The 21,909-nt window shown below is 74.7% G+C and carries 22 protein-coding genes; 7 read left to right on the forward strand and 15 right to left on the reverse strand.

The window, feature by feature from the left end; all coding sequences use genetic code 11:
* On the reverse strand, positions 1-357 hold a 357-nt coding region (locus SK069_RS16615), incomplete at its 3' end, for an ABC transporter permease (protein WP_319955372.1).
* Positions 357-1,172: an MlaE family ABC transporter permease gene (locus SK069_RS16620; RefSeq protein WP_319955373.1), complete on the reverse strand. Its 816-nt coding sequence runs from the start codon at positions 1,170-1,172 to the stop codon at positions 357-359. The genes SK069_RS16615 and SK069_RS16620, both read right to left, overlap by 1 nt.
* 42 nt (positions 1,173-1,214) lie before the next feature.
* On the opposite strand from SK069_RS16620, the gene SK069_RS16625 reads away from it, so the two are divergent.
* Positions 1,215-2,084: a TetR/AcrR family transcriptional regulator gene (locus tag SK069_RS16625; protein WP_319955374.1), complete on the forward strand. Its 870-nt coding sequence runs from the start codon at positions 1,215-1,217 to the stop codon at positions 2,082-2,084.
* Between the two features lie 88 nt (positions 2,085-2,172).
* On the opposite strand, the gene SK069_RS16630 is transcribed toward SK069_RS16625, so the two are convergent.
* The 3 genes from SK069_RS16630 to SK069_RS16640 form a co-directional block, all read right to left on the reverse strand.
* Positions 2,173-3,231 carry a DUF7064 domain-containing protein gene (locus SK069_RS16630; protein WP_319955375.1) on the reverse strand — a complete coding sequence of 353 codons (1,059 nt, stop codon included), beginning with the start codon at positions 3,229-3,231 and terminating at the stop codon, positions 2,173-2,175.
* A 92-nt stretch (positions 3,232-3,323) separates the two neighbouring features.
* Complete coding sequence (locus SK069_RS16635) at positions 3,324-3,965, reverse strand: TetR/AcrR family transcriptional regulator (protein WP_319955376.1); 642 nt, start codon at positions 3,963-3,965, stop codon at positions 3,324-3,326.
* A 21-nt stretch (positions 3,966-3,986) separates the two neighbouring features.
* On the reverse strand, positions 3,987-5,666 hold the full coding sequence (locus tag SK069_RS16640; protein WP_319955377.1) for a phytoene desaturase family protein: 1,680 nt from the start codon (positions 5,664-5,666) through the stop codon (positions 3,987-3,989).
* A gap of 122 nt (positions 5,667-5,788) precedes the next feature.
* Between SK069_RS16640 and SK069_RS16645 the strand changes: the two genes are divergently transcribed.
* Positions 5,789-6,442, forward strand: coding sequence for a TetR/AcrR family transcriptional regulator (locus tag SK069_RS16645; protein WP_319955378.1), 654 nt, complete (start codon positions 5,789-5,791; stop codon positions 6,440-6,442).
* A 25-nt stretch (positions 6,443-6,467) separates the two neighbouring features.
* Here SK069_RS16645 and SK069_RS16650 read toward each other — a convergent pair whose 3' ends face one another.
* Together SK069_RS16650 and SK069_RS16655 are read right to left on the reverse strand one after the other, a co-directional pair.
* Positions 6,468-7,580, reverse strand: a complete 1,113-nt coding sequence (locus tag SK069_RS16650; protein WP_319955379.1) for a phosphotransferase family protein — start codon at positions 7,578-7,580, stop codon at positions 6,468-6,470.
* 117 nt (positions 7,581-7,697) lie between these two features.
* The gene (locus tag SK069_RS16655; RefSeq protein ID WP_319955380.1) at positions 7,698-8,609 is read right to left on the reverse strand and encodes a hypothetical protein; all 912 of its coding nucleotides are present in this window, start codon (positions 8,607-8,609) and stop codon (positions 7,698-7,700) included.
* Between the two features lie 125 nt (positions 8,610-8,734).
* Here SK069_RS16655 and SK069_RS16660 point away from each other — a divergent pair, with 125 nt between their 5' ends.
* Complete coding sequence (locus tag SK069_RS16660; RefSeq protein WP_319955381.1) at positions 8,735-9,160, forward strand: limonene-1,2-epoxide hydrolase family protein; 426 nt, start codon at positions 8,735-8,737, stop codon at positions 9,158-9,160.
* Between the two features lie 51 nt (positions 9,161-9,211).
* Here the strand turns inward: SK069_RS16660 and SK069_RS16665 are convergent, their stop codons facing one another.
* Both SK069_RS16665 and SK069_RS16670 read right to left on the reverse strand, forming a co-directional pair.
* Entirely contained in the window at positions 9,212-9,808 is a 597-nt protein-coding gene (locus SK069_RS16665) for an NADPH-dependent FMN reductase (RefSeq protein WP_319955382.1), read from the reverse strand.
* A 76-nt stretch (positions 9,809-9,884) separates the two neighbouring features.
* Positions 9,885-12,647, reverse strand: coding sequence for a helix-turn-helix transcriptional regulator (locus tag SK069_RS16670; RefSeq protein WP_319955383.1), 2,763 nt, complete (start codon positions 12,645-12,647; stop codon positions 9,885-9,887).
* Between the two features lie 92 nt (positions 12,648-12,739).
* On the opposite strand from SK069_RS16670, the gene SK069_RS16675 reads away from it, so the two are divergent.
* Positions 12,740-13,642, forward strand: a complete 903-nt coding sequence (locus tag SK069_RS16675; RefSeq protein ID WP_319955384.1) for a LysR family transcriptional regulator — start codon at positions 12,740-12,742, stop codon at positions 13,640-13,642.
* 91 nt (positions 13,643-13,733) lie between these two features.
* Positions 13,734-14,480: a Na-translocating system protein MpsC family protein gene (locus SK069_RS16680; protein WP_319955385.1), complete on the forward strand. Its 747-nt coding sequence runs from the start codon at positions 13,734-13,736 to the stop codon at positions 14,478-14,480.
* Between the two features lie 31 nt (positions 14,481-14,511).
* Here the strand turns inward: SK069_RS16680 and SK069_RS16685 are convergent, their stop codons facing one another.
* On the reverse strand, positions 14,512-15,132 hold the full coding sequence (locus tag SK069_RS16685) for a TetR/AcrR family transcriptional regulator (protein WP_319955386.1): 621 nt from the start codon (positions 15,130-15,132) through the stop codon (positions 14,512-14,514).
* Positions 15,133-15,253: 121 nt separating this feature from the next.
* Here SK069_RS16685 and SK069_RS16690 point away from each other — a divergent pair, with 121 nt between their 5' ends.
* Positions 15,254-16,615, forward strand: coding sequence for an extracellular catalytic domain type 1 short-chain-length polyhydroxyalkanoate depolymerase (locus SK069_RS16690; RefSeq protein WP_319955387.1), 1,362 nt, complete (start codon positions 15,254-15,256; stop codon positions 16,613-16,615).
* 100 nt (positions 16,616-16,715) lie between these two features.
* On the opposite strand, the gene SK069_RS16695 is transcribed toward SK069_RS16690, so the two are convergent.
* From SK069_RS16695 to SK069_RS16710, 4 genes are read right to left on the reverse strand one after another with little or no spacing between them, the layout of a single operon-like run.
* On the reverse strand, positions 16,716-18,095 hold the full coding sequence (locus SK069_RS16695) for a flavin-containing monooxygenase (RefSeq protein WP_319955388.1): 1,380 nt from the start codon (positions 18,093-18,095) through the stop codon (positions 16,716-16,718).
* A 53-nt stretch (positions 18,096-18,148) separates the two neighbouring features.
* Entirely contained in the window at positions 18,149-18,418 is a 270-nt protein-coding gene (locus tag SK069_RS16700) for a cytochrome C oxidase subunit IV family protein (RefSeq protein ID WP_319955389.1), read from the reverse strand.
* Positions 18,415-19,065 (reverse strand): cytochrome c oxidase subunit 3, encoded by a 651-nt coding sequence (locus SK069_RS16705; protein WP_319955390.1) that lies wholly within the window; start codon positions 19,063-19,065, stop codon positions 18,415-18,417. Before SK069_RS16705 ends, SK069_RS16700 begins: the two co-directional genes overlap by 4 nt.
* The gene (locus SK069_RS16710) at positions 19,062-19,820 is read right to left on the reverse strand and encodes a hypothetical protein (RefSeq protein WP_319955391.1); all 759 of its coding nucleotides are present in this window, start codon (positions 19,818-19,820) and stop codon (positions 19,062-19,064) included. Before SK069_RS16710 ends, SK069_RS16705 begins: the two co-directional genes overlap by 4 nt.
* A gap of 140 nt (positions 19,821-19,960) precedes the next feature.
* Between SK069_RS16710 and SK069_RS16715 the strand changes: the two genes are divergently transcribed.
* Complete coding sequence (locus tag SK069_RS16715) at positions 19,961-20,929, forward strand: zinc-binding dehydrogenase (RefSeq protein ID WP_319955392.1); 969 nt, start codon at positions 19,961-19,963, stop codon at positions 20,927-20,929.
* Positions 20,930-21,401: 472 nt separating this feature from the next.
* Here SK069_RS16715 and SK069_RS16720 read toward each other — a convergent pair whose 3' ends face one another.
* Positions 21,402-21,902, reverse strand: a complete 501-nt coding sequence (locus SK069_RS16720) for a nicotinamide-nucleotide amidohydrolase family protein (protein ID WP_319955471.1) — start codon at positions 21,900-21,902, stop codon at positions 21,402-21,404.
* Positions 21,903-21,909 lie beyond the last annotated feature (7 nt).

Here is a 21,909-nt window from a genome sequence, read left to right on the forward strand (position 1 = left end):
GCCCGTGGAGACCTTCGCGGCCATCATGTAGCCGAACGCGTAGGGGCCGATCTCGCGCAGGTCCGCGATCGCCGCGAACGCGCCGGCCACCGACGGGGTGCCGACCTGCTGCGCCGCGTACGCGCCCTGGATCCCGATCACGAGACCCAGCGCGAAGACGAGGCCCAGGACGATGATCACCGACCCCGACACGAGGATCGACGCCTGCCGCAGGACCTCGGAGCGGTACGTCACCCACGCCTTCGGGGAGACGCACCCGCGCAGCACCTGCCACGCGAAGAACGACGTGTCCTGCACCCACTCCCAGCCGTCTCGCGCGCGGACGGCCATCCCGCGACCGTAGGCCGAGGTCGCCATCAGCGGACCTCCGACAGGATCGGGTTCGTGGCCAGCAGGAACTGCGTGAACACGTAGTCCATCGCGCCGATCGCCAGGAACGCGATCACCACGGCCTGGTTCACCGCGCGACCCACGCCCTCCGCGCCACCGGCGGCGTTCATGCCCTTGTAGCAGCAGACCAGCGCGATCATCGTCCCGAAGAGCGCGCACTTCGCGAACGACGCGCCGAGCTCCAGCGGCGTCGCGGTCGAGAAGAACGTCGAGAAGAACGGCCCCAGCGGTGCGCCGTTCTGGACGATCACCATCACCGCGCCGATCACGCCGGCCAGCAGCGCGACGATGTCGCAGAGGATGCAGACGAGGATGATCGCCAGCACCCGCGGCACGATCAGCGCCTTCACCGGATCGATGCCCAGCACCGACAGCGCGTCGGTCTCCTCGCGCACCTGCCGCGCGCCGAGGTCCGCGCAGATCGCGGTCCCCACGACCCCCGCGATCACGATCGCGGTCACGAACGGCGCGAACAGCCGCACGACGATGATCACGTAGAGGCCGCCCAGCCGGTCCAGCGCGCCGAACAGGCCCAGGAAGTTCACCGCCTGGATCCCGGCCGGACCGAACGAGAGCGCGAACGACGTGATCGCCAGCGGCACGATCGCGATCTGGACCGCGAACCGGAACTGCGCCACGAACTCCGGGCCGTAGGAGAACGGCGGCCGCAGCGAGCGGACGAGGACCATCCACGCCAGGTGGAACATCCCGCCGATCTCCACCACCACCCGCGGCGGAGCGGGCAGAGAGAGACGCGACGAGGGCGCCGCGGACTGACTCACGACCGGCTCCTCTGGACCGGGACGTGTGGGCGCGATGGCCCGTTGATCGAAGCGTGTCGAAGCACCAGCGAAACCCGGGGCGGCGTACGCCGCCCCTCTCCTCTCACACATGCTGTCCGGACAACGTGCGTCCGGTGCAGCACGCACGGCACCGTACCGCATTCGACGGCGTCGCGTGAGTTTATTTTCAGAACTGAGAGTTCGTTCATTGTCGCCGGGCGTTCCGCCTCCGCCATCGGCGATGATCCACGCATGAGCAGCGCGGCGGATGGCAGCACCGAGGCACCCAAGGCGCCCTCGCGAACCGCGCGCCGACGAGCCGAGACGCGGCGCCGTCTCCTCGATGCCGGACGGGTCGTGATCAGCGAGCGCGGCGTCGCCGGACTGCGCATCACCGACGTCACGGAGCGCGCCGACGTCGCCCTCGGCTCCTTCTACAACCACTTCGAGTCCAAGGAGGCGCTGGTCGACGAGGTCGTCCGCCAGAGCCTCGCGGAGATCGTCGATGCGATCCTCCAGACGACGCCGGCGGACGGCGATCCAGCCCCGATCATCGCCGCGTCGATCAGGCGCTTCGTCGCACTGGCCCACGACCAGCCCGACTTCGCCCGACTGGTGGTGAACCTCGACCACGCCGACGTCGTCTTCATCGCGGCGGTCGAGCCGGCGGCGCGCGACGCGATCTCGCAAGGCCTACGAAGTGGCCGGTTCTCCGTCCCGGATCTCGACACCGCCGTAGTCACCCTGTCCGGCGGCGCCATGGCACTGATTCGCGCGATCGTCGAAGGCCGGTACGCCGACGCCGCCGGCGCCCGCCACTACGCCGCGCAGACGCTGATCAGCCTCGGCGTGGCGCCGGACGAGGCGCGGGCGCTCGCCGACGCGCCGCTCGACGGCGAGGGCCGGGCCTAGGACCCCCGGCCTGCGCGCCTGCGGGGCTTCGATGTACGGGCCGCGCTCCGTGCGCGGAGCCGCGGCCCGACGTGCCTGCCCGTTGGGGCTACGCGATCGCCTTCGCGCGCCGCTCCGCGGTGCGCGCGTGCTGGTACCGGTCGTACCAGAGCTCCTGGTAGGTCGAGTGGGCCACGCGGCCCTGCTCGTCCTCCCAGCGGTAGACCGTGTCGCGGAAGGACGCGTTCGGCCAAGCCGGGACGTTCGCCGCCGCGATGGCCTCGCCGCGGAACCGGTAGACGGTGCCGTCCTCGGCCTCGGCCTCGACGGTCTGGCGGGTCACGACGTCGAGCTGCGGGTGGTACTCCTGCGCCTCGCGCCGCACGCGCGTGATCCCCTTCGTCTCGCCGCCCTCGACGACCCAGGCGTAGTGGTGCGTCGGCGCGCCCTCCGGGAACTCGAACAGGCCCTTCCAGGCCGGGTCGCTGTCGGGGTGCTCGAAGCTGATCTGGTTGAAGATCAGGTCCTCGCCGAAGTACATCGGCGTCCAGCCGACGGGCGGCATCGGTCGCGGACCACCCCGCCGCTCCTCGCGGACCTGGCCCCAGGAGCGGTCGCGCGGGTAGTGGCTGTCGATCGCGTGCTGCTCGTCGCCGAGCCTCAGCGTCCCCGTCGCGTGCATGAACTGCTCGGAGCCGCCCGTGACGGCGACCTTCCCGGACCCGTGATGGCCCTCCTCGCCCGGGACGATGTGCCCACGCGCCAGCAGCGGCGTGACGGCCTCGTGGATCGTGTCGAAGGACGCCGCGCCGTCGCCGCTGTCGTAGCTCACGCGGAACCGGCGACCGGGCTCCAGGACCTCGATCCGCAGGCCGTTGGCCGTCTGGAAGGCCCCGTCCTGGACCTCCGGCCACGGCATCGTCATCTGGTAGTCCTGGTGCAGGTTGTCCGTGGTGTGGACGTTCTCCAGCCCCTGGAACAGGACGACGCCGCCCTGGACGAGCGGGAAGGCGGGCATCCAGCGGACGTAGAGGAACGCCCCGATCGACGCCTCCGGCACGGAGAAGCCGAAGTAGTGCGTGTGGATCGTGTGGGGGTTCCACTCCACGCCCGCGTCGGGGCGGGCGATCCAGAGGTCGCTCTCGGGCGGGCGGGTGGCAAGGGCCATGGGTCTCTCCTCGTGTTGCGCGACGACGGGCCCGCGGGATGCCGCGGGACGGATACGGGGGGGGGGTCGGGGGCGGCGCGGGGCGGCCGCGATCAGGGCTCGTCGGACGGCGTCGGGCTCGGGCCGTAGAGCGCGAGCCAGGCGACCTCGGCCATCGCCCAGGCGTTGCGGCGCCGCGCCGCGGGACCGACCGACGCGAGCAGCCGGCCGGTGCCGTGCAGCAGCATCGCCACGAGCCACGCGGCGGTGGGGCCGGGGTCGATCCCCGGCCGCATGAGGCCGGCCGCGTCGTGCGCGGCGATCTGCTGCTCGAGCCGGACGCGGACCTCGTCGATCCGCTCGTCGAGCTCGCGCGACGCCCGGGCCAGGCCGAGGCCCGGCAGCAGCGCCGAGCTGACGTGCGGGTGGCGGTTCAGGCCCTCGCCGATCTCCTCGGCGGCCCGCGCGATCGCGTGGACCGGCACCTGGACCTCGCCCTCGAGGAGCCGCTGCCCCGGCCGGAACAGCCCCTCGACGAGGTGCAGGCCGATCGCGGTCAGCAGATCGGCCTTGCCCTCGAAGGCGTAGTAGAAGGTCGACCGCGGCAGTCCGGCGAGCTCCAGCAGGTCGGCCAGGCCGACCTCCTCGAGGCTCCGGCTGCGCCCGAGCAGCTCGTCGAGCGGCCCGACGAGCATGCCGACGAGCTCGCTGCGCCGCTGCTCGCGGCGCTGGGCAGGGGTGGCGCGGCGGGACACGGTGACCATGATCGCCCCTGTTCAGCGCGTGGCGGCGAAGGCCTTGCGCGCGGCGGCGCGCGCGCCGATGACCCCGCGCTTGCGCAGCAGCCGCAGCGCGGCCTGCTGCCCCGGGATGCCCGCGATGCCGCCCGTCGGGTGCGTGCCCGCCCCGGTGATGTAGAGCCCGGGGATCGGGGTGTCGTAGGAGGAGAACCCCGGCGCGGGCCGGAACGGGCCGAACCGCATCATGAACGGGTCGACGTGGTAGACGTTGCCGCCGGGCACGAAGAACCGCTCCTCGAGGTCCGGCGGCCCCATCGTGCGCACGTCGATGAGGAGCTCCTCGATCCCGTCGTAGACCGACGACAGGTCGGCGAGGACCTTGCGCTGGACCTCGTCGCGGACCTCCTGCCACGGGACCTGCGGGCGCGACGGGATGATCCCCGACCAGACCCAGAGCGTGTCCTGTCCGGCCGGTCCCTGCGTCGGGTCGATCGCCGTCGGCACGATCGAGATGAACGGGATCCGCTCCGGCCACCGGCCCGCCACGGAGTCGTCCCACGCCCGGATGTGGTCCTCGTAGGTGTGCCAGGAGACGATCGGCTCGCGGAGGTCCAGGCCGTCCTCGCGCCACGCGTTGTGTCGGGTCGGGACGATCCGGCCCTTCAGCGCCATGTCGATCTTCAGGTTGCCCGCGCCGGTGTTCTGGGTCGGGATCCCTGCCACCCGCCGCTGCAGCTGGTCGTCCAGCACGCCCTCCGGCAGCAGCTGGTTGAACGTCGCCACCGGGCTGCACGCCGCCACCACGACGTCGGCGCGGTACTCGTCGCCGCCGGCCAGCCGCGCACCGACGACCGTCCCGCGCTCGACGATCAGCGACTCCACGACCGCGGACGTCCGGATCCGGCCGCCGTTGGAGCGCAGGGACGAGGCCAGGGCGCGCGGCAGCGCGCCGGAGGCACCCTCGAAGCGCCACGACCCGGTCCGGTGGCAGATCCCGAGGTAGATCAGCGCCCACCCCGTCCCGTCCTGGCGCATCCAGCAGAACGGCGGCATCGACGCCATCGCCGCGCGCACGAGCGGATGCTCGAAGTACTCGAGGATCAGGTCCTCGTGCGCCCCGGTGAAGAACCGCACCAGCGGCGCGATCTCCTTGCGGTGGCGGATCGCGGTCGGGATCGCCTCCAGGACCGTCTTCGGACGCGGCCGCAACGGGTGCCCGGTGAGGTACGGGAAGACGAGCGACACGCCGGCGTCGAGCATCCGCGCGAACCGCCGGTAGGCCTCGGCGTCCTTGCGCGAGAAGCGCCCGATCTCCTGCGCGGTCTTCTCGGCGTCCTGCCAGAACGCCAGCGACGGGCCCTCCGGCTCGAGGTGCACGTGGAACGGGTCGGCGTAGAGCCGCCGCAGGCCGTGACGCTCGAGCTGCAGGTCCTCGTTGATCGTCGTGCCGTAGAACAGCGACGCCTGGATGCCGCCCTCGCTGAAGACGTGCTCCGGCGCGTCCGGGAAGATCGCGTTGGCCGTCAGCATCCCGCCGATCTCGTGGTAGGCCTCCAGCACCTGGACGTCCAGGCCGGCCTTCGCGAGGTACGCCGCGGTCGTCAGGCCGTTGTGACCCGCCCCGATCACGAGCGCGTCGGAGCGCCGCGGGCCATCGGCGCCACCGGGCGCATCCGGGGTCTCGATCGCGGGGGCAGGGCCGGTGAAGGAGGACATCGCGTTCCGATCTCTGGACGGGCGCGCTGCCGCGCGCTGTTCCGGACAGTCCGCCCACACTGAGCGTCTGTTCAGGTCTGAATGTAGCATCAGTCACACCCCGAGCCGGAAGAATCTCCGACGTGCCCGACCCACCCGCCCCGACCGACGCCGCGCCCACGACCCGCGTGGCCCGCCGCCGCGCGCGCACCCGCGAGCGACTGCTCGAGGCGACCCGGGCGCTGATCGGCGAGAAGGGCGTCTCCGGCCTGCGGATCAGCGAGATCACCGAGCGGGCCGACGTGGCGCTGGGCTCCTTCTACAACCACTTCGAGGCGAAGGACGACGTCGTCGCCGCGGTCGTCGGCGAGGCGCTGCAGGAGCTCGCCGCGTCCGTCGCCGGCGACGACCTGCCGGAGCCCCACGACGACGCCGTCGTCGTCTGCACGGCGATCCGGCGGTTCGTCGACCTCGCCTACGACGACGGCGAGCTCGCGCGCCTGCTCGTGAACCTCTCCACGAGCGACGCCGTCTTCGCCGCCGCGGTGCAGCCGTTCGCCCGGCGCGCCGTCGCGCGCGGCGTCGCGGCGGGACGCTTCTCGGTCGCGACCCCGGAGGTCACCGTCGTCTGGATCACGGGCGGCGCGCTCGCGGTGATGCGCGCGATCGTCGACGGACGCGACCTGGGCCCCGAGGCCGGACGCGAGCTCGCCGAGCAGAGCCTGCTGGCCCTCGGCGTCCCCGCGGAGGACGTCCGCCGGATCGTCGAGGCCGGCGACGCCGGCGGCCGCGCCTGAGCGCCGCCGCCGACCGGGCGGCCGCTCAGCCGCGGTTGCCGATGAACGTCTGCGCCTCGCCCGTCGGAGCGTCGAACCCGATGAGCTTCGCCAGCAGCTGGCTCGCCGGGTTGTTGAGCTTCATCGTCGCGTCCGGCGGCAGGAAGCCGACCTCGACCATGAGCCGGCCGGCCCGGTGCATGATCGCCGAGAGCCGGACCGCCGCGAAGACCTCGTAGTAGTCGAGGTCGCGGACCGTCGTCCCGCTCGCGCGCTCGTAGATCGCCACGAGCTCCTCGCGCGCGGGGATGCCGTCGGGCATCGGCACGCCGATCCCCTCCGTGTGGTGCCGGAGGATGAAGATCCACCAGGCGAGGTCCATCTCGGCCGTGCCGATGTCGACCATCTCCCAGTCGAGCGTCGCCGCCACCGACAGGTCGTCGCCGAAGATCTGGTTGCCCGGCCGGGCGTCGCCCCAGTTGAGGACCGGCGGGCCCTCCTCGGCGGGCTTGTTCTCGCCCAGCCACGCGAAGCCCGCCTCGACGGCCGGGTTCTCGTCCTCGCCCCGGGCCCAGTCGAAGTACGCGCGCCACGTCTTGAGCTGCTCGTCGATCCGCGACGCGCCGGGGTTCGTCTCCAGCGAGCCGAGGCCGATCGCACGCCAGTCGGCCGCGTGGATCGCGGCCATCCCCGCGAGCGACTGCTCGACGAGGCGGCGGCGGTCCTCCGCCGACAGCTCGGCCACCCAGCCGGCGGCGGTGAAGGGCGGATCATCAGCGGGGATCCGCCCGGCGATCCGGTCCAGCACGAGGAACTGCCCGCCGAAGACCGACTCGTCCTCCTCGATCCACCAGGCCTTGGGGATCGGGACGCCGGTGCCCGCCAGGGCGTCGACGACCGCGAACTCCTTCGGCAGGTCGAACGTCGGGAAGACGCCCGGCGTCGACGGCGCGACGCGGGCGACGAGCTCGTGCGTCTCGCGCGCGCCGTCCGACGTCCACGCCGCGTCGAAGAGGATCGTCTCGGCCGACAGGCCGGCCGCGCTGGGCGTCGTGACGTTCGTGACCTCGATGTCGGTCGCGTCGGGCAGCTTCGTGGCCAGCCAGCCCTCGAGGGCCTTCGCGGCGGCGGCGGGATCGGTGGTGTTCTTCAGCGCCATCGTGGGCTCACTCCTCGGTGTCGTACGGGCGGCGGAAAGCCAGGAGGGACCGCGTGGCGGCCCCGGGGCCGGGGGCGCCGCGGCGCCCCCGGATGCTTCGCGGGACGCGACGCGCGGTCAGACCGCGGCGCCGGCCGGCTCCTTCGCGCGGGGGCCGGACGGGATCGTGATCGGCGGCGGCGGGACGTCGCCTTCCTTCACGCCGAAGATCGCGGCCTTGATGATCGCCCCCTTGCCCTTCAGCGGCACCTCGTCCTCGGGACGGGCGACGACGAAGGAGAGGACCCACACGCAGATCAGCGCGAGACCGACGGTCACGAGGAACGCCAGGTAGGAGACCCAGAGCGCCGCGTCGAGGTTCAGCGCGGTCCAGACGGGCCAGGCGGCGGCGCCGTTGCCGATGCCGTCGGCCATCGGGATGAACGGGATGATCATCGCGATCCGCCAGCCGGTCAGGTACGGCTTGAGGCGGTAGATGAGCGCGCCGGCCGTCAGCGGCATGATCGGGTTGACGAACACCCACCAGAGCGGCAGGCCCCAGAAGTTCATCGGCTGCGGGCCGTAGTACTCGTAGGCGCCCATCAGCACGCCGGGGCTCTCGAGGAAGATGTTGATGCAGACGTCCATCGCGTAGAGCTGGAACAGCCCCTTCACCGTCACGCCGTTGGAGAAGATCCGGTACGCGAGGTACGCCAAGCCGCCGACGTACCAGATGTAGACGAAGTTGATGAAGAGCGGGAAGTCCCGCCCCATCGACGAGAACGTCGTGAGGGCCGCGCCCTCGCGGATGTAGCAGAGGCCGAGCGTGTCGACGATCGGCTCGAAGAGGCACGCGATGCCGCCGCCGATGAGGCAGACGAGCAGCAGCGGGCCCTTCCCGGTGACCAGGTGCCGGATCGCGAAGAACAGCCCGATCGCCACCGGGATCCCGAGGAAGATCGTGAAGATGATCTCCGGGGTCAGCGGCATCTCCGTCGTGGGGTGCTCCGGGATCGCCCGAGCGGCGAGCACGGTCGGCGTGAAGGTCATCGGAGAGGGCTCCTCGAGGTCGGCGGTGGGCGCGGACGGCGTCTGGACGCCCCGGCGCAGCGGCAGGCTAGCGCATTCGTGAGCGAGTTTTCAAAAATGATTCGCCTTTCACTACTCTTGCCGGCGTGCCACGCGATCCGACGACCGCGACGCTCGAGTTCCTGCGCGGGTGGGAGCCGGGCTTCGACGCGATGACCTCGTCCTTCGCCGACGCCCTCGCCGACGAGGGCGTCTGGGACCAGCGCCCGATCGCCTCGACCGCCGGACCGGACGAGGCGATCGCGTTCCTGCGGCGCGCCCAGCGGCTGCTCGGCCTCGAGCGGATCGCCGTCGACGTCCTCCACGTCGCCGCCACGACCGACGGCGTCGTCCTGACCCACCGCGTCGACCACCTCATCGACCGACGTGGCCGCACGATCGTCTCCGCCCCCGTCGCGGGGGCGATGACGTGGCAGGACGGCCGGATCACCCACTGGCGCGAGCTCTTCGACGCCGCGACGTTCGGCGGCGCCGCCGCCCGCGGCCGGCTGACGGCCGTCCTCCGCCGCTGACGCGCCCACGCTTCCTCGTGGCGGCCCGGCACGCTCGCCGCCACCGGGTGCTCACGCGGCCACGGCGGCGCGATCGCGCGCGTCGCGCAGCACGCGCTCGGCGACCTGCCGACCGACGAGCTCGAGCGCGGCGCGAGCCCCCTCGACCCCGCCCTCCGAGATGTTGTGCGCGACGCCCAGCGGCGTCGGCCAGCCGCGCATCGCGTGGACGGTGAGCCGCAGCGCCTGGAGCGTCGCGTTCGGGCCCTGCCAGCCGTCGCCCGTCGCGATCAGGCCGACCGGGCGATCGTGGAGGTACGGCCGCGCGTCGCCGCGGAGCTCCTCGAGGTGGTCGAGGGCGTTCTTCAGCAGCCCGGAGATCCCGCCGTGGTAGCTCGGCGAGGCGATGATCAGGCCGTCCGCGCGCCGGACGGCGTCGATCAGGCGCTCGGCGGCCGCGGTCCGCGGGGCCGCGACGTCGTAGGCGGGCAGGTCGAGCTGGGGCCCCGCGATGAGCGTCGTGCGCACGCCGGCGTGGCGGGCCGCCCCGAGCGCGGCCTCCAGCGCTCGGCTGCTCGACGAGCCGAAGCGCATCGTCCCCCCGAGGCCGAGGACGAGCGGCGCGTCGGGGGCGGTGGCGGCACGGGTCGGGTCGGGCGCGTGGAGCATCGGGGGTGCCTCCGGTCGGTCGTCGGACGGTCCGGCCCAGCGAAGCACCTCGAGTGCACTCGAGGTCAAGCGCGCGTCAGGCGTCCTCGCGGTCCTGCAACAGCCGCGCGAGCTCGACGCGCGAGGACACGCCGAGCTTGCGGAACACCCGCGAGAGGTGGTGCTCGATCGTCTTGCGGGTGACGTAGAGCTCGGCGGCGAGCTCCGGGTTCGAGCGCCCGTCGGCGACGCGCAGCGCCACCCGCAGCTCGTGCGGCGTGAGCTCCTCCAGGCCGTTCCCGGGCCGGCGGTCGCGATCGGTCGCCTGGCCCGTCGCGCGCAGCTCGTCGCGCGCCCGCGCCGCCCACGGCCGCGCCCCCATCCGCTCGAACGCGTCGAGCGCCTCCTGCAGCGCCGGCCGCGCGTCGAGCCGGCGGCGATCACGACGCAGGCGCTCGCCGAGGCTCAGCCGCGAGCGGGCCGCCTCGAACCGCATCCCGGCGTCCTCGAGCACCGCGACCGACGCCTCGAACGCCGCGATCGCGTCGTCGGCGTCCTCGGCCAGCAGCCCGTGGCAGCGCAGGACCGCTCCGCGGCGCCAGGGCGAGTCGCTGCCCGACGCCGCCCAGCCCGCGAGCGCGCGCGCCGCCTCGTCGCGAGCGCCGCCCCGCACGAGGGTCTCGACGAGATCCGCGCCGAACGCCACGACCGCGGGATCGGCCAGCCCGGTGCGCGCCGCCATCCGCTCGCAGGCGCGCAGCGGCGCCAGCGCGTCCGCAGGCCGCCCGAGCGCCAGGTGCAGGTGCCCCAGCGCCGCACGCGACCACTGGCCGATCGCCGGGCGGTCGTCGGTCAGGCCGATCGCCTCGCCGGCGCGCCGCAGGCACTCCTCCTCGCGCCCGAGGACCGCCTCGACGGCCGCCAGCGCGCCCGCCGCGACGGCGACCTGCCCCCGCAGGCCACCGGCCTGCGCGATCTCCCACGCCTCGGTGGCGTCGGCGAGCGCGGCCGCCAAGCGCCCCCGGCGCAGCCGCAACTGCGCGCGCACCGTCAGGGGGTAGAGGAGCTCGGCGGCGCCGCCCCGGGCGCGCAGGCGGTCGACGTGCTGCTCCAGCAGCGGCTCGGCGGCGTCGAAGCGCCCGAGCCAGACCTGCGCGTGGACCGGGGCGAGGAGCACCTCGCCCGGCCAGCCCTCGGCGCTGCCGGCGACGATCGCCGGGCGCAGCTCGTCGAAGACCGGGATCGCGCGCTCGCCGTGGCCCTCCAGCACGTCGACCGTCGCGACCGTCAGCCCGGCGAGCGCGTGCGTCGTCGGCGCCCGCCCCGCCGCGAGCTCCGCGGCGCGGTCCGCGAGCCGGCGCATCGCGGCGTAGTCGCCGACCACCCGGTCGCGGACCGACGCGGCGAGAAGGCCCGCCGCCGCGCGCGCCGGATCCGCCTCGGCGATCGGCTCGGCGTGCTCGACGATCGTCGCGTACGCGGTCTCGAGGTCGCCCTGGCGCAGGAAGACGACCGCGCGGACCTCGTGCAGCGCGGCGCGCAGCGAGGCGTCGTCGGGCGCGAGACGCAGCCCCTCGGCCGCGTGGCGCAGCGCGGCCTCCGGACGGGCCGCTCCCGCGGCGAGCCGTGCCGCCTCGAGGACCCGTCGCGCGCGCTCGGGGCGATCGGGCGTGAGCGCGGCGGCGCGCGTCATCGCGTCGCAGGCGGCCCCGAGGCCCCCCGCGGCCGCCGCCGCCCCGGCCGCCTGCTCCAGCAGCGCGGCGGCGTCCGCGTCGCTCCCGTCAGCGGCGGCCGAGGCGTGCCAGGCGCGGCTGATGAGGTCGTGCTCGGCGAGGGCCGTCCACCCCCGGTGCGCGCGACGGCGCAGCGCGCTGGAGGCCGCGTGGTACGCCACGCCGCGCAGGAGCGGATGGCGGAAGCGCGGTCCGGCGCCGTCGGCGACGACGAGGCCCGTCGCCTCCGCCGCGTCCAGCCCGTCCGGATCGAGGCCGGCGGCCGCGACCGCCCGGCGCGCGAGCGGGTGCTCCTCGGCCGCCAGCACGACGAGCGCCGCGCGGGCGTCGTCGTCCAGCGCGTCGAGCTCGTGGCGGAACGCCCGGTCGATGAGGAGGCTCGGAGAGGACGGACCGGGTCCGTCCAGCCGCCCGTCGGCCGCAGCCCCGGCGAGCTCGCGGAGCGCCAGCGGGTTCCCGCGCGCGAGGCGCACCACCCGCGCGACCGACTCCTCCCCCGGGTCGTCGAGCACGTCGCGTACGACGCGCTCCGCCGCCCGGTCGTCCAGCGGCGCCAGCTCCCGAACCTCCAGCCCGTGACCGAAGAGGCCGCGGTCCGGGACCGCGCGCGCGGCGACGAGCGCCGCGATCCCGTCGCGGTCCAGCCGGCGCAGCGCGAAGAGGAGCGCCGTGAGCGACGGCTCGTCCATCCACTGGACGTCGTCGAGCGCGAGCAGGACGCCGCCTTCGCGCTCGGCGACCGACGCGAGCAGCGCGACGACCCCGGCGGCGACCGCGACCGCGGACGGCGGGACGCCCGTCGCGCGACCGAGGGCGACGGCCAGCGCCGTGCGCGCGGGGTCCGGGAGCCGGCCCAGGGCCGTCGCCTCCTCGTCGCGCAGCAGATGACCGAGGGCGGCGAAGGGGACGCGGTCCTCCTCCGGCACCGAGCGCGAGCGCAGGACCACGAGGCCGACGTCGGCGGCCTCGCGCGCGGCGTGGTCGAGCAGGGCGGTCTTCCCGAGCCCGGAGTCGCCGACGAGGAGCACCGCGTCCCCCGCCCCGGCCGCGGCGGCGTCGACCAGCGCGCCGACGCGGTCGCGCAGCGCGTCCCGACCGTGGAGCGCGGGGAGGCAGCGGGTGCTCACCGCAGCATCGTGCGCCGGGCGGTCCCGCTCCGCCATCGAGATCAGCCGTTCGATCGATCACGAGCGCCGATCGATCCGCGAGACTCGCCCCGATGCAGGACGTCGACCTCGACCCCCGGCTGCTGCGGACGTTCCTCGCCGTCGCCGAGACGCTGCACTTCGGCCGGGCGGCGGACCGGCTGCACCTCGCCCAAGCGTCGGTGAGCGGCCACGTCAAGCGGCTCGAGGCGACGCTCGACGTCGCGTTGCTGGCGCGGACCTCGCGCACCGTCGCGCTCACCCCGGCCGGCGTGGTGCTCGCCGAGCACGCCCGGCGGCTCGAGCAGGCGACCGTGGCGGCCGTGCGCGAGACGCGCCGCGCCGACCGCGGCGAGACCGGCTCGCTCGCCGTCGGCCTCGCCGCGGCGATCCCGATCGACCTCGTCCGGCCCGCGGTCGACACGTTCCGCGCGGCGCGGCCCGAGGTCGTCGTCGAGCTGCGCGAGGCGGCGTGGACCGATCCGAGCGGCGGGCTCGCCGACGGGGCGGTCGACGTCGCGTTCCTGCGACCCCCGGTCGACGCGGCCGGCGTCGCGCTGGAGCCGCTCATCAGCGAGGACCGGATGGCGATCCTGCCCGCCGCGCACCCGCTCACCGCCCGCGAGGTCCTGTCGATCGAGGACCTCGTCGACGAGCCCTGGGCGGGGTCGGACACCGATCCGGTCTGGCGGGCGTTCTGGACGGCGGAGGCCGAGCGCGGCGCCCCGGCCCGCTACGCGACGATGATCTCCTCGCTCGACGGGCTCTTCGACGCCGTCCGGCACGCCGGCGCGGTCGGGCTCGTGCCCGCCTCCGCCGCCGAGCGGGTCGCGGGCACCGGCGTGGCCTTCCGGCCGGTCGCCGACATCGCCCCGACGACGGTCGACGTCGGCTGGCACCCCGCCAGCGAGGATCCGCGGGTACGCGCGTTCGTCGCCGTCGCCCGGCGCGTGCTGCGCGTCGCGCCGCTGGCCTGAACGAGGCCTCGCGCGTGCTCGCCCGGCCCGTGGACCCGTCACGGAGCGCGCGGCGCGCATGCGGATCGCGCGGACGGGCAGCCGAGAGCCGATGCAGGAGACCCCGCCGCCGATCGGCGCGCCAGCGAGCCTGCCCGCGCTGGCGCAGGGCGTCGCCACGCTGCACCGCCGGACGTGCGGCCGTGCACCGGACACGACGCTCGTGGCCCTCGACGACGGCGTCGTGGCGATCGTGCTCCGCGGCGTCCTCACGCGCCTGGAGGTGACGCTCGTGGAGGGCGGGCGCGCCCCGCTCGTCGTCGCCGAGCGCCACGCGCTCCACCGGGTGCTCGCCCGGACGCTCTCGGGTCTCGCCTCGATGGGGACCGGCCTCCGGCCCGCGAGCGTCCTCGACGCCGCGGACCCACGGGCCGACGTCGTCGTGTTCGTGCTGCTGACCGACGACGGGCGCCCGCACGTGCGGTATACCCCGCTCGTGTCCGAGGTCCTGGATCCCGAGAGCGGTCGCTCAGCGCCGGCGCTGGAGATCGCCAACCGCATCGCCGCGCTGCACAAGCGCGCGACCGGCAAGGGCCCGTCGAGCACCCGCGTCCACCAGTTCGAGGACGCCGTCGTGGTCGTCCTCCGTGGCGGCCTCACGCGCCTGGAGCACACGCTCGCCGACGAGGGACGCGAGGACCGGGTGCTCGCGCAGCGCCACGCGCTCCAGGAGTCCCTGCGGGAGGAGTACGTCGCGACGGTCGAGACGCTCACCGGGCGCGAGGTCGAGGCGTTCCTGAGCGCGAACCACACCGACCCGGACGCGCAGGTCGAGGTGTTCGTCCTGCGGCCCGTCTAGATCGAGCCGTCCGCGGCCCTCGAGACCGGGGTCACCCCGTGCTGCCGAGCAGCTGCAGCAGCTGCTCGCGGGCGTGCGCCCACTGGCGCTCGATGGTCCGGGGGCTCGCCCCCGTGGTGACCTGGAGGAGCGCCACGCCGCGGACGACGGCGAGCGCGTGGAGCAGGTCCTCACCGAACCCGGGGCGCCGCGCGGCGTCGCCGAGCGCCGACTCGGCGGCGGCGAAGATCGCGCCGCCGATCTCGCGCTCGAACCGCAGCATGGCCGTGCGCAGCTCGGGGTCCGTGCGGGCGGCGACCCAGAGCTCGAGCGCCGCGTCGAAGAGCGGCGCCTGGACGCCGGCCCAGAGCGCGTCGAGGCACTCCTCCAGCGACGGCGAGCGCGCACCGACGCGGGCGGTGAACTCGGCGATCCGCTTCTCGGACAGGTGCGCGACGGCGGCGATCAGGAGCTCGCTGCGGCTGGCGAAGTACGACAGCTGCGCCCCGCGCGAGACGCCCGCGAGCTCGGCGATCCGGCCGGTCGTCGTGCGGGCGTAGCCGTGGGTGACGAGCGACTCGATCGTCGCGTCGAGCAGGGCGGCGCGCGTCTGGGCCCGCCGCTCGGCCTGCGGGGTGCCCCGCCGACGCGTTCCGGTCGGGGCGGTCGCCATCGGCGGCGATGCTAGCAACGGCCCTCCGCCAGCTTGCGACGATCCGCCACTTGGATGCAGACCTGCATGTTAGTGTCACTCCATGCTGGGGGGAGCAGCGCGACGCCGCGCGTCCGGAGCCATGCCGTCCGCCGTCCGGGGCGGGTGGCCTCCACGGGCGGTCGCCGCCTGGCTGGCCGTCGCGACCGGTGCCCTGCTCGGGCTGGTCCCGGCGGCCGCGGGGGCCGCCACCGCCCCCGGCCCCGACCCGGCCGCCCCGGGCACGACGCTCGCGCAGTCCTGGGGCTCCGGCGAGCGCGCCTACCCGTACCTCGTCTACGTCCCGACGACCTACGACGCGGCGCGCCCCGCGCCGCTCGTCGTCATCCCGCACGGCTGCCAGACGACCGCCGAGCAGCAGATGAACTCCGACGCCTACCCGACGGTCGCCGAGCGCGAGGGGATCGTGCTGCTCTACCCCGACGTCACGAAGGCCGAGGCCACCGACCCGGCGATGCGCGGCTGCTGGCGGTTCTTCGACGCGACGAACTGGCGCCGGGACGGCAACGACACGTCGGCGATCGCCGGCATGACGCGCACGGTCATGGGGCGCTGGCGGATCGACCCCGAGCGGGTCTACGTCATGGGCATGTCGGCCGGCGGGTTCACGACGTCGAACCTCGCCGCGACCTACCCCGACCTCTACGCCGCGGCGGCCGTGCTGTCCGCGAGCTCGTACGCCGACTCCACCTGCCTGGCCGGCAACCCGCTGACGCGGACCGCCGCCGACAGCGCGCAGCTCGCGCGCGCCGAGATGGGACGCCGCGCGCGCGTCGTGCCGCGCCTCGTCATGGGCGGCAGCGGCGACGTCGGGATCGTCCCGGCCTGCCACGAGAAGGCCCTCGAGCAGGGCCTGCGCACGAACAACCTCGTGCTCGGCGGCCGGCAGGCCGCCCCGATCAGCCTGACCCCGTCGAGCACGCGCTACGAGACGACGCCCGTGCCGAACGGCCGGCTGTCGACCGTGCAGACCTTCCGCGACCCCGACGGCTGCGTCGTCGGCGAGCGCTGGAACATCCACGGGATGGGTCACCAGTGGCCGGGCGGCACGACCGACCGCGAGCGGCGCTACAACAACGACAACACCGCCCCGGACGCCGCCGAGGTGACCTGGCGCTTCTTCCGCCGCTACACCCGCAGCAGCACCGCGATGCCGTGCGCGGAGGCCGATCCGGCGCCGACCGCCGCGCCGCCGTCGCGCACGACGTCGACCCGCCGCTGCGGCGCGCGCTGGATCACCGTCTCCGCGCCGCGCGGCGCCACCCGCCTGCGGGCGACCGTCGCCGGGCGCACCGTCCGCGTGCGGATCCGCGGCGGGCGCGTCCAGGTGCGACGGCCCGCGACGACGCGGACCCGCAGCACGCTCGTCGTGCGCGGGCGCTCCGCCAGCGGGAAGCCGTTCACGCGGCGGGCCACGGACCGCAGCTGTGCCGCCCGGAGCTGACCCGGCGCGGGCGGCCGGCGCCCGTCGGCCGGCCCCGCCCCAGGCGCACGTCGGCGGGTACGGCGAGCGGATGGGGCCGCGGCGGGCGCGGGGCGCGTCGTCAGGCCGCGCCCGCGCCGGCGGCGTGCCGGGCGGCGCGCCCGGCGAGCCGGACCGGCCCGAGCGCGGCGGCGCGCCGGCGGCCCTCCGGCAGCTCCTTGCGGTGCGCCTCGCGGTCGTAGGTGAAGAAGTCGACCTGCTGGGTGTGGCGCGCCGAGCGCACGAAGTGCGCGTTCATCCGCGCCTCGTCGGCCGCGAGGCGACGCCGCATCTCCCGCTCGTCCGGCGGGCGATAGGTGCCGCCGAGGTACGCCGCGGCGATCTTCGACTGCGTCTCGACGAAGGGGAACAGCGTCGGGACCGCCTGCGCGAAGCCGATGAGCACGAGGTCGTCGATCCCCGGCCGGAACAGCCGCTTGTAGAGCGGCAGGCGGTTGTCGGGCGCGCTGAGGAACGCCTCGTCGAAGAACGGGAAGGTGATCGCGTAGCCGGTGGCGTGGATGATCACGTCGAACTCGTCGCTCGTCCCGTCGACGAACTCCACGCGGCGCCCGTCGAGCCGCGCGACGTCGGGCTTCGCCCGCGCGTCACCGGACCCGAGCCGCAGCAGCAGCTCGCTGGAGGTCGTCGGATGCGCCTCGAGGAAGTGGTGGTTCGGCGTCGGCAGCCCGTAGCGCTCCGGACGACCCGACAGCAGCCGCGGCAGGTGGCGCACGGCGCGCCGCTGCCACGAGAGCGGGACATAGGGCAGCGTCCGGGCGATCCGGTCGACCGGCATGCCGAAGACGTACTTCGGCACGATCCACGCGCCCGAGCGGGTCGAGATCGTCACCTCGTTGCGGTGCGTCTTCTGCGAGAGCTCCGACGCGATGTCGCTGGCGCTGTTGCCGATCCCGACGACGAGGATCCGCCGGCCGCGCAGGTCCAGCGGCGTCTCCGGATCGACGTAGTGGTGGGAGTGGAGCTGCTCCCCCTCGAACGTGCCGGGGAAGTCCGGCATCCGCGGGTCCCAGTGGTGGCCGTTGGCGACGACGAGCGCGTCGAAGAGCCGCGCCTCCCCGTCCTGCGTGGTGATCCGCCAGCCGCCGCCCTCGAGGCGCTCGGCGCGCTCGACGCCGTTCTCGAAGTGGATCCGCTCGGTCAGGCCGAACCGCTCGGCGTAGGAGTCCAGGTAGCGCTTGATCTCCGTGTGGTGCGGGAAGTCCGGGTAGTCGTCCGGCATCGGGTGGTCGCGGAAGCTCAGCAGCGCCTTCGACGTGTCGATGTGCAGCGACCGGTAGGCGCTCGACTTGCCGTTGGGATTGCCGAACGCCCAGTTGCCGCCGATCCGATCGGACTCCTCGAAGCACGCGTAGGGGACGCCGGCGTCCGCCAGCGCCTTGCCCGCCGTCAGCCCGCTGATGCCCGCGCCGATCACGCAGGTCGTCGGTGCCTCGCCCATCGCCCTCTCCCCTCGGGTCGGTGTCCCCCGTCCTGATATCCGCCCGGCGCACGTCACGCAAGCAGGTACAGGCCGACGAGGCCGATCCCCACGACGAGGACCCAGAGCTCGATCGCCCACCGCAGCGGCGGCGGGGCCGTGCGCAGCTCCATGAAGTCCAGCGCGACGTAGCGGACCTTCACGAACGCGAGCGCGAGCGCGAGCGCGACGCCCAGCCGCACGGAGTCCAGGCCGTGGTGGTCGCCGGCGAGCCACGAGAGCAGGGTCGCGACGACGAGCGCCGCCCAGACGCCGACGAGCCGGCGGGTCCCGGTCGCGCTCACGTCGCCCCCGCGAAGTAGACGACGGGGTAGATGACGAGCCAGAGCAGGTCGACCATGTGCCAGTAGCTCGCACCGCCCTCGACGAGCCCGCGCGAGGCGGCCCCGGCGCCGACCCGCGCGCGGACGACGAGCAGGACCACCGCCCCCGCGACGAGGTGCAGCAGGTGGACCCCGGTGATCGCGAAGTAGTACGTGAAGAACGACGAGCTCGCCGGCGGGTGGCCGTCGCCGAGGAGCGCCTGCCACTCGATCGCCTTGAACGCGACGAAGAGCAGGCCGCCGAGCAGCACCGTCGCGATCAGCCGCCGCGCGCGGGGCGCGTCGCCGGCGCGGTGGGCGCGGACCGCGAGGGCCATGACGAGCGAGCTCGCCAGCAGGACGAGCGTGTTCGCGGTCCCGAGCGCGACGCTCAGGTGCGTCCGGCCCTCCGCGAAGACCGCCGGCTCGTCCGCGCGACCGACGAGGAACGCCCCGAAGAAGACGGCGAAGATCGTCATGTCGACGAGCAGGAAGATCCAGAGCCCGGGCTCCCCCGGGACGCCGGGCACCGACGCGCGCGGCGGGCCCGCGACGCCGCCGGGCGCCGGAGCGGCGACGACCGGCGGCGCGTCCCGGTCGACGAGGAAGGACGGCAGCTCGCGCGTCACGACACGCCCGCGGGCACCGGCGGCCCGGCCGCCGGGGCCGCCTCCGTCGGGGCCGCGGCCTCGGCGTCCTCCCGCGCCTCCGCCCGGATCGCCCGGATCGTCGTGATGGCCATGATGTTCAGCCAGAGCCCGTAGGTCACCGTCGGGATCCAGAACGCGACGGCTCCCTGGTAGGCGAACGCCCCGCTCTTGAAGAAGCCCAGCAGCGCGTCGGGGACGAACGAGGCCGCGATGACGAGGTTCGCCCAGGCGACCCACCGCGGATAGACCGGCCGGGGATGGCGGTCGCGGAGGATCGCCACGGCGATCGCCGTGTTCTGGAGGATGAACGGCCCGACCGGGATGAGGAACAGGATCCAGGCGAGGTCGTGCAGCGCCTGGGTCGTGTCCGGTGCGCGGTCGGGGCGGAACGCCGCCACGAGCATGATGAGCAGCGGGATCGAGAGGAACACGACCGTCGCCGCGCCGGAGACGATCTGCACGAACGAGGCGATCGGGTGGCGACCCTCGATCCGGAACAGCCGCAGCCCGATGACGGCGACGAGCGGCGCCGCGAGCGATACGGCGCAGAAGCCGATGAACGCCCCGGCGATCTTCAGGTCGCCGTGGTGCGCGTAGAACGACGCGATCTCCGCGGCCGTGCGGTTCGCCGGCTCGGGCGGGAAGAGGCCGCTGCCGAAGAGCGCCGCGAGCGCGACGAGCGGCGCCACGAGGCCCGCGGCGGCGCAGGCGATCTGAAGTCGGCGGTTGGGCATCGTGCGGTCGCTCCTCCGGGCGTGGTCCGGGCGGAGCCTAGTCCGTTTTTCTGACACTCGTCAATACAGCGCGTCCGGCTCCGGTGTCCAGGGGGTGGCGGCACGGTCCGGGCGCCGCCCGGCTGTGCGAGGGTGGAGCGATGCGCGCCGTCTACGTCGAGTCGTTCAACGCCGAGGACCCCGCCGCCGCGGTGGTCGTCGGGGAGCAGCCGGAGCCCCAGCTGCCCGGCGAGGACTGGACCGTCGTGACGGTGAAGGCGGCGTCGATCAACCACCACGACGTCTTCAGCCTCACCGGCGTGGCGCTGAAGGCGGGCCAGCTGCCGATGATCCTCGGCACGGACGCCGCCGGCGTGACCGAGGACGGCCGGGAGGTCGTCGTGCACGGCGTCGTGAACGACCCGCAGTGGCTCGGCGACGAGGCGCTGGACCCGGGGCTGTCGCTCTTCAGCGAGCACCACCCCGGCACGCTCGCCGAGCGGGTCGCCGTGCCGAAGCGCAACCTCCTCCCCAAGCCCGCGGGCCTGAGCTTCGAGGAGGCCGCGTGCCTGCCGACCGCGTGGCTCACCGCCTACCGGATGCTCTTCACCCAGGCCGGCGTGCAGCCCGGCCAGACCGTGCTCGTCCAGGGCAGCGCGGGCGGTCTGAGCACCGCGCTCATCACCCTCGCCGCGGCGGCCGGCGTGACCGTCTGGGCCACGGGCCGCAGCGCGGAGAAGCGCGCCTTCGCCGAGGCGCACGGCGCCGCGGCGACCTTCGAGCCCGGCGCCCGCCTGCCCGACCGCGTCGACGCGGTGATGGACTCCGTCGGCGAGGCGACCTGGAAGCACTCGCTGCGCAGCCTGCGCAAGGGCGGCGCGATGGTCGTCAGCGGCGGGACCGCCGGCTACACGGCGGAGGCCGAGGTCGCGCGGATCTTCGCGCTGAACCTCCGCATCATCGGCTCGACGATGGGGACCCGCGCCGAGCTCGAGCAGCTCATCGCGTTCCTCGCGGCGAAGGGCATCACCCCCGACATCGACGACGTCCTGCCGCTCGAGGACGCGCCGCGCGCGTTCGCGAAGATGGCCTCCGGCGACATCCGCGGCAAGGTCGTCCTGCGCCCCTGACCCCGGTCCCCGGGCGACCCGCGACGAGACGACCGAGCGCGAGCGCCACCTCCGCCGGCCGGTCGTCGCGGCTCACCCGCCGGCGACGACGCGACGCAGGAGCTCGCGGAACCGCTCCTCGTCGCCGTCGTCGAGCACCGCCAGCAGCCGCGCCTCGGCCGCGTCGCTGGCGGCCGTCGCCTCCTGCAGGGTCGCCCGCTGACCGTGCTGCAGATGGCCGAGCTCGGCGGGACGCCGATCGAGGGGTCGGCCGCGCCCCTCGAGTCGCCCTGGGCGGGACGGATGGGTCGCGCTGGCGCACGAGCTCGGGTTCCGGCCGACGGTCCCGACGGCCTACGCCGCGGCGCGCGACGGGCTCCTCAGACGCCCGCCCGGCCGGCCGGGGAGGGTGCTCCGGGGCCGTGCGAGCGGGCGCCCGGGGACCGCGGCCGACGCGAGCGATCGAGGGCGAGCGTGCGCGCAGGCCCGCGCGTCAGGCCGGCGCGTCGAGCGCGTCGCGCAGCAGGTGCAGCGCGGCGGCGGCGAACGCGACCATGTTCGCCTGGCGGTCGTCGTCGCCGGTGAGGACGTGCTGCGTCCGGCCGGCACCGGCCGGACCGTGGACCGCGGTCCACGCGTGGCCGGCGGGGTCGCCGTAGGGGTTGCCCGCCGGCCCGGAGGCCCCGGTCTCGCCGACGCCCCAATCCGCGCCGAGGCGGGCGGCGACGGCCGCGGCCAGCCACGCGGTGAACGGCTCGGTCGCGCTGCGCTCGCCCTCGGGCCAGGTGACGTCGCCGGCCAGCTGGATCCGCGCGGCGTCGAGCTGGTAGACGACCACCCCGCCCCGGAACGCCCGCGACACCCCCGGCACGGCGACGAGCGCGGCGGCGATCAGGCCGCCCGCGGCGGATTCCGCGACGGCGACGGTCTCGCCCCGCTCGCGCAGCCGCGCGACGGCCGCCGCGGCGGGCTCGGTGATCGCCGGAGGCAGCATGGGCACG

Origin of the sequence: Patulibacter brassicae, from assembly GCF_033949425.1 — a bacterium.
Taxonomy (GTDB): Bacteria; Actinomycetota; Thermoleophilia; order Solirubrobacterales; family Solirubrobacteraceae; genus Patulibacter; species Patulibacter brassicae.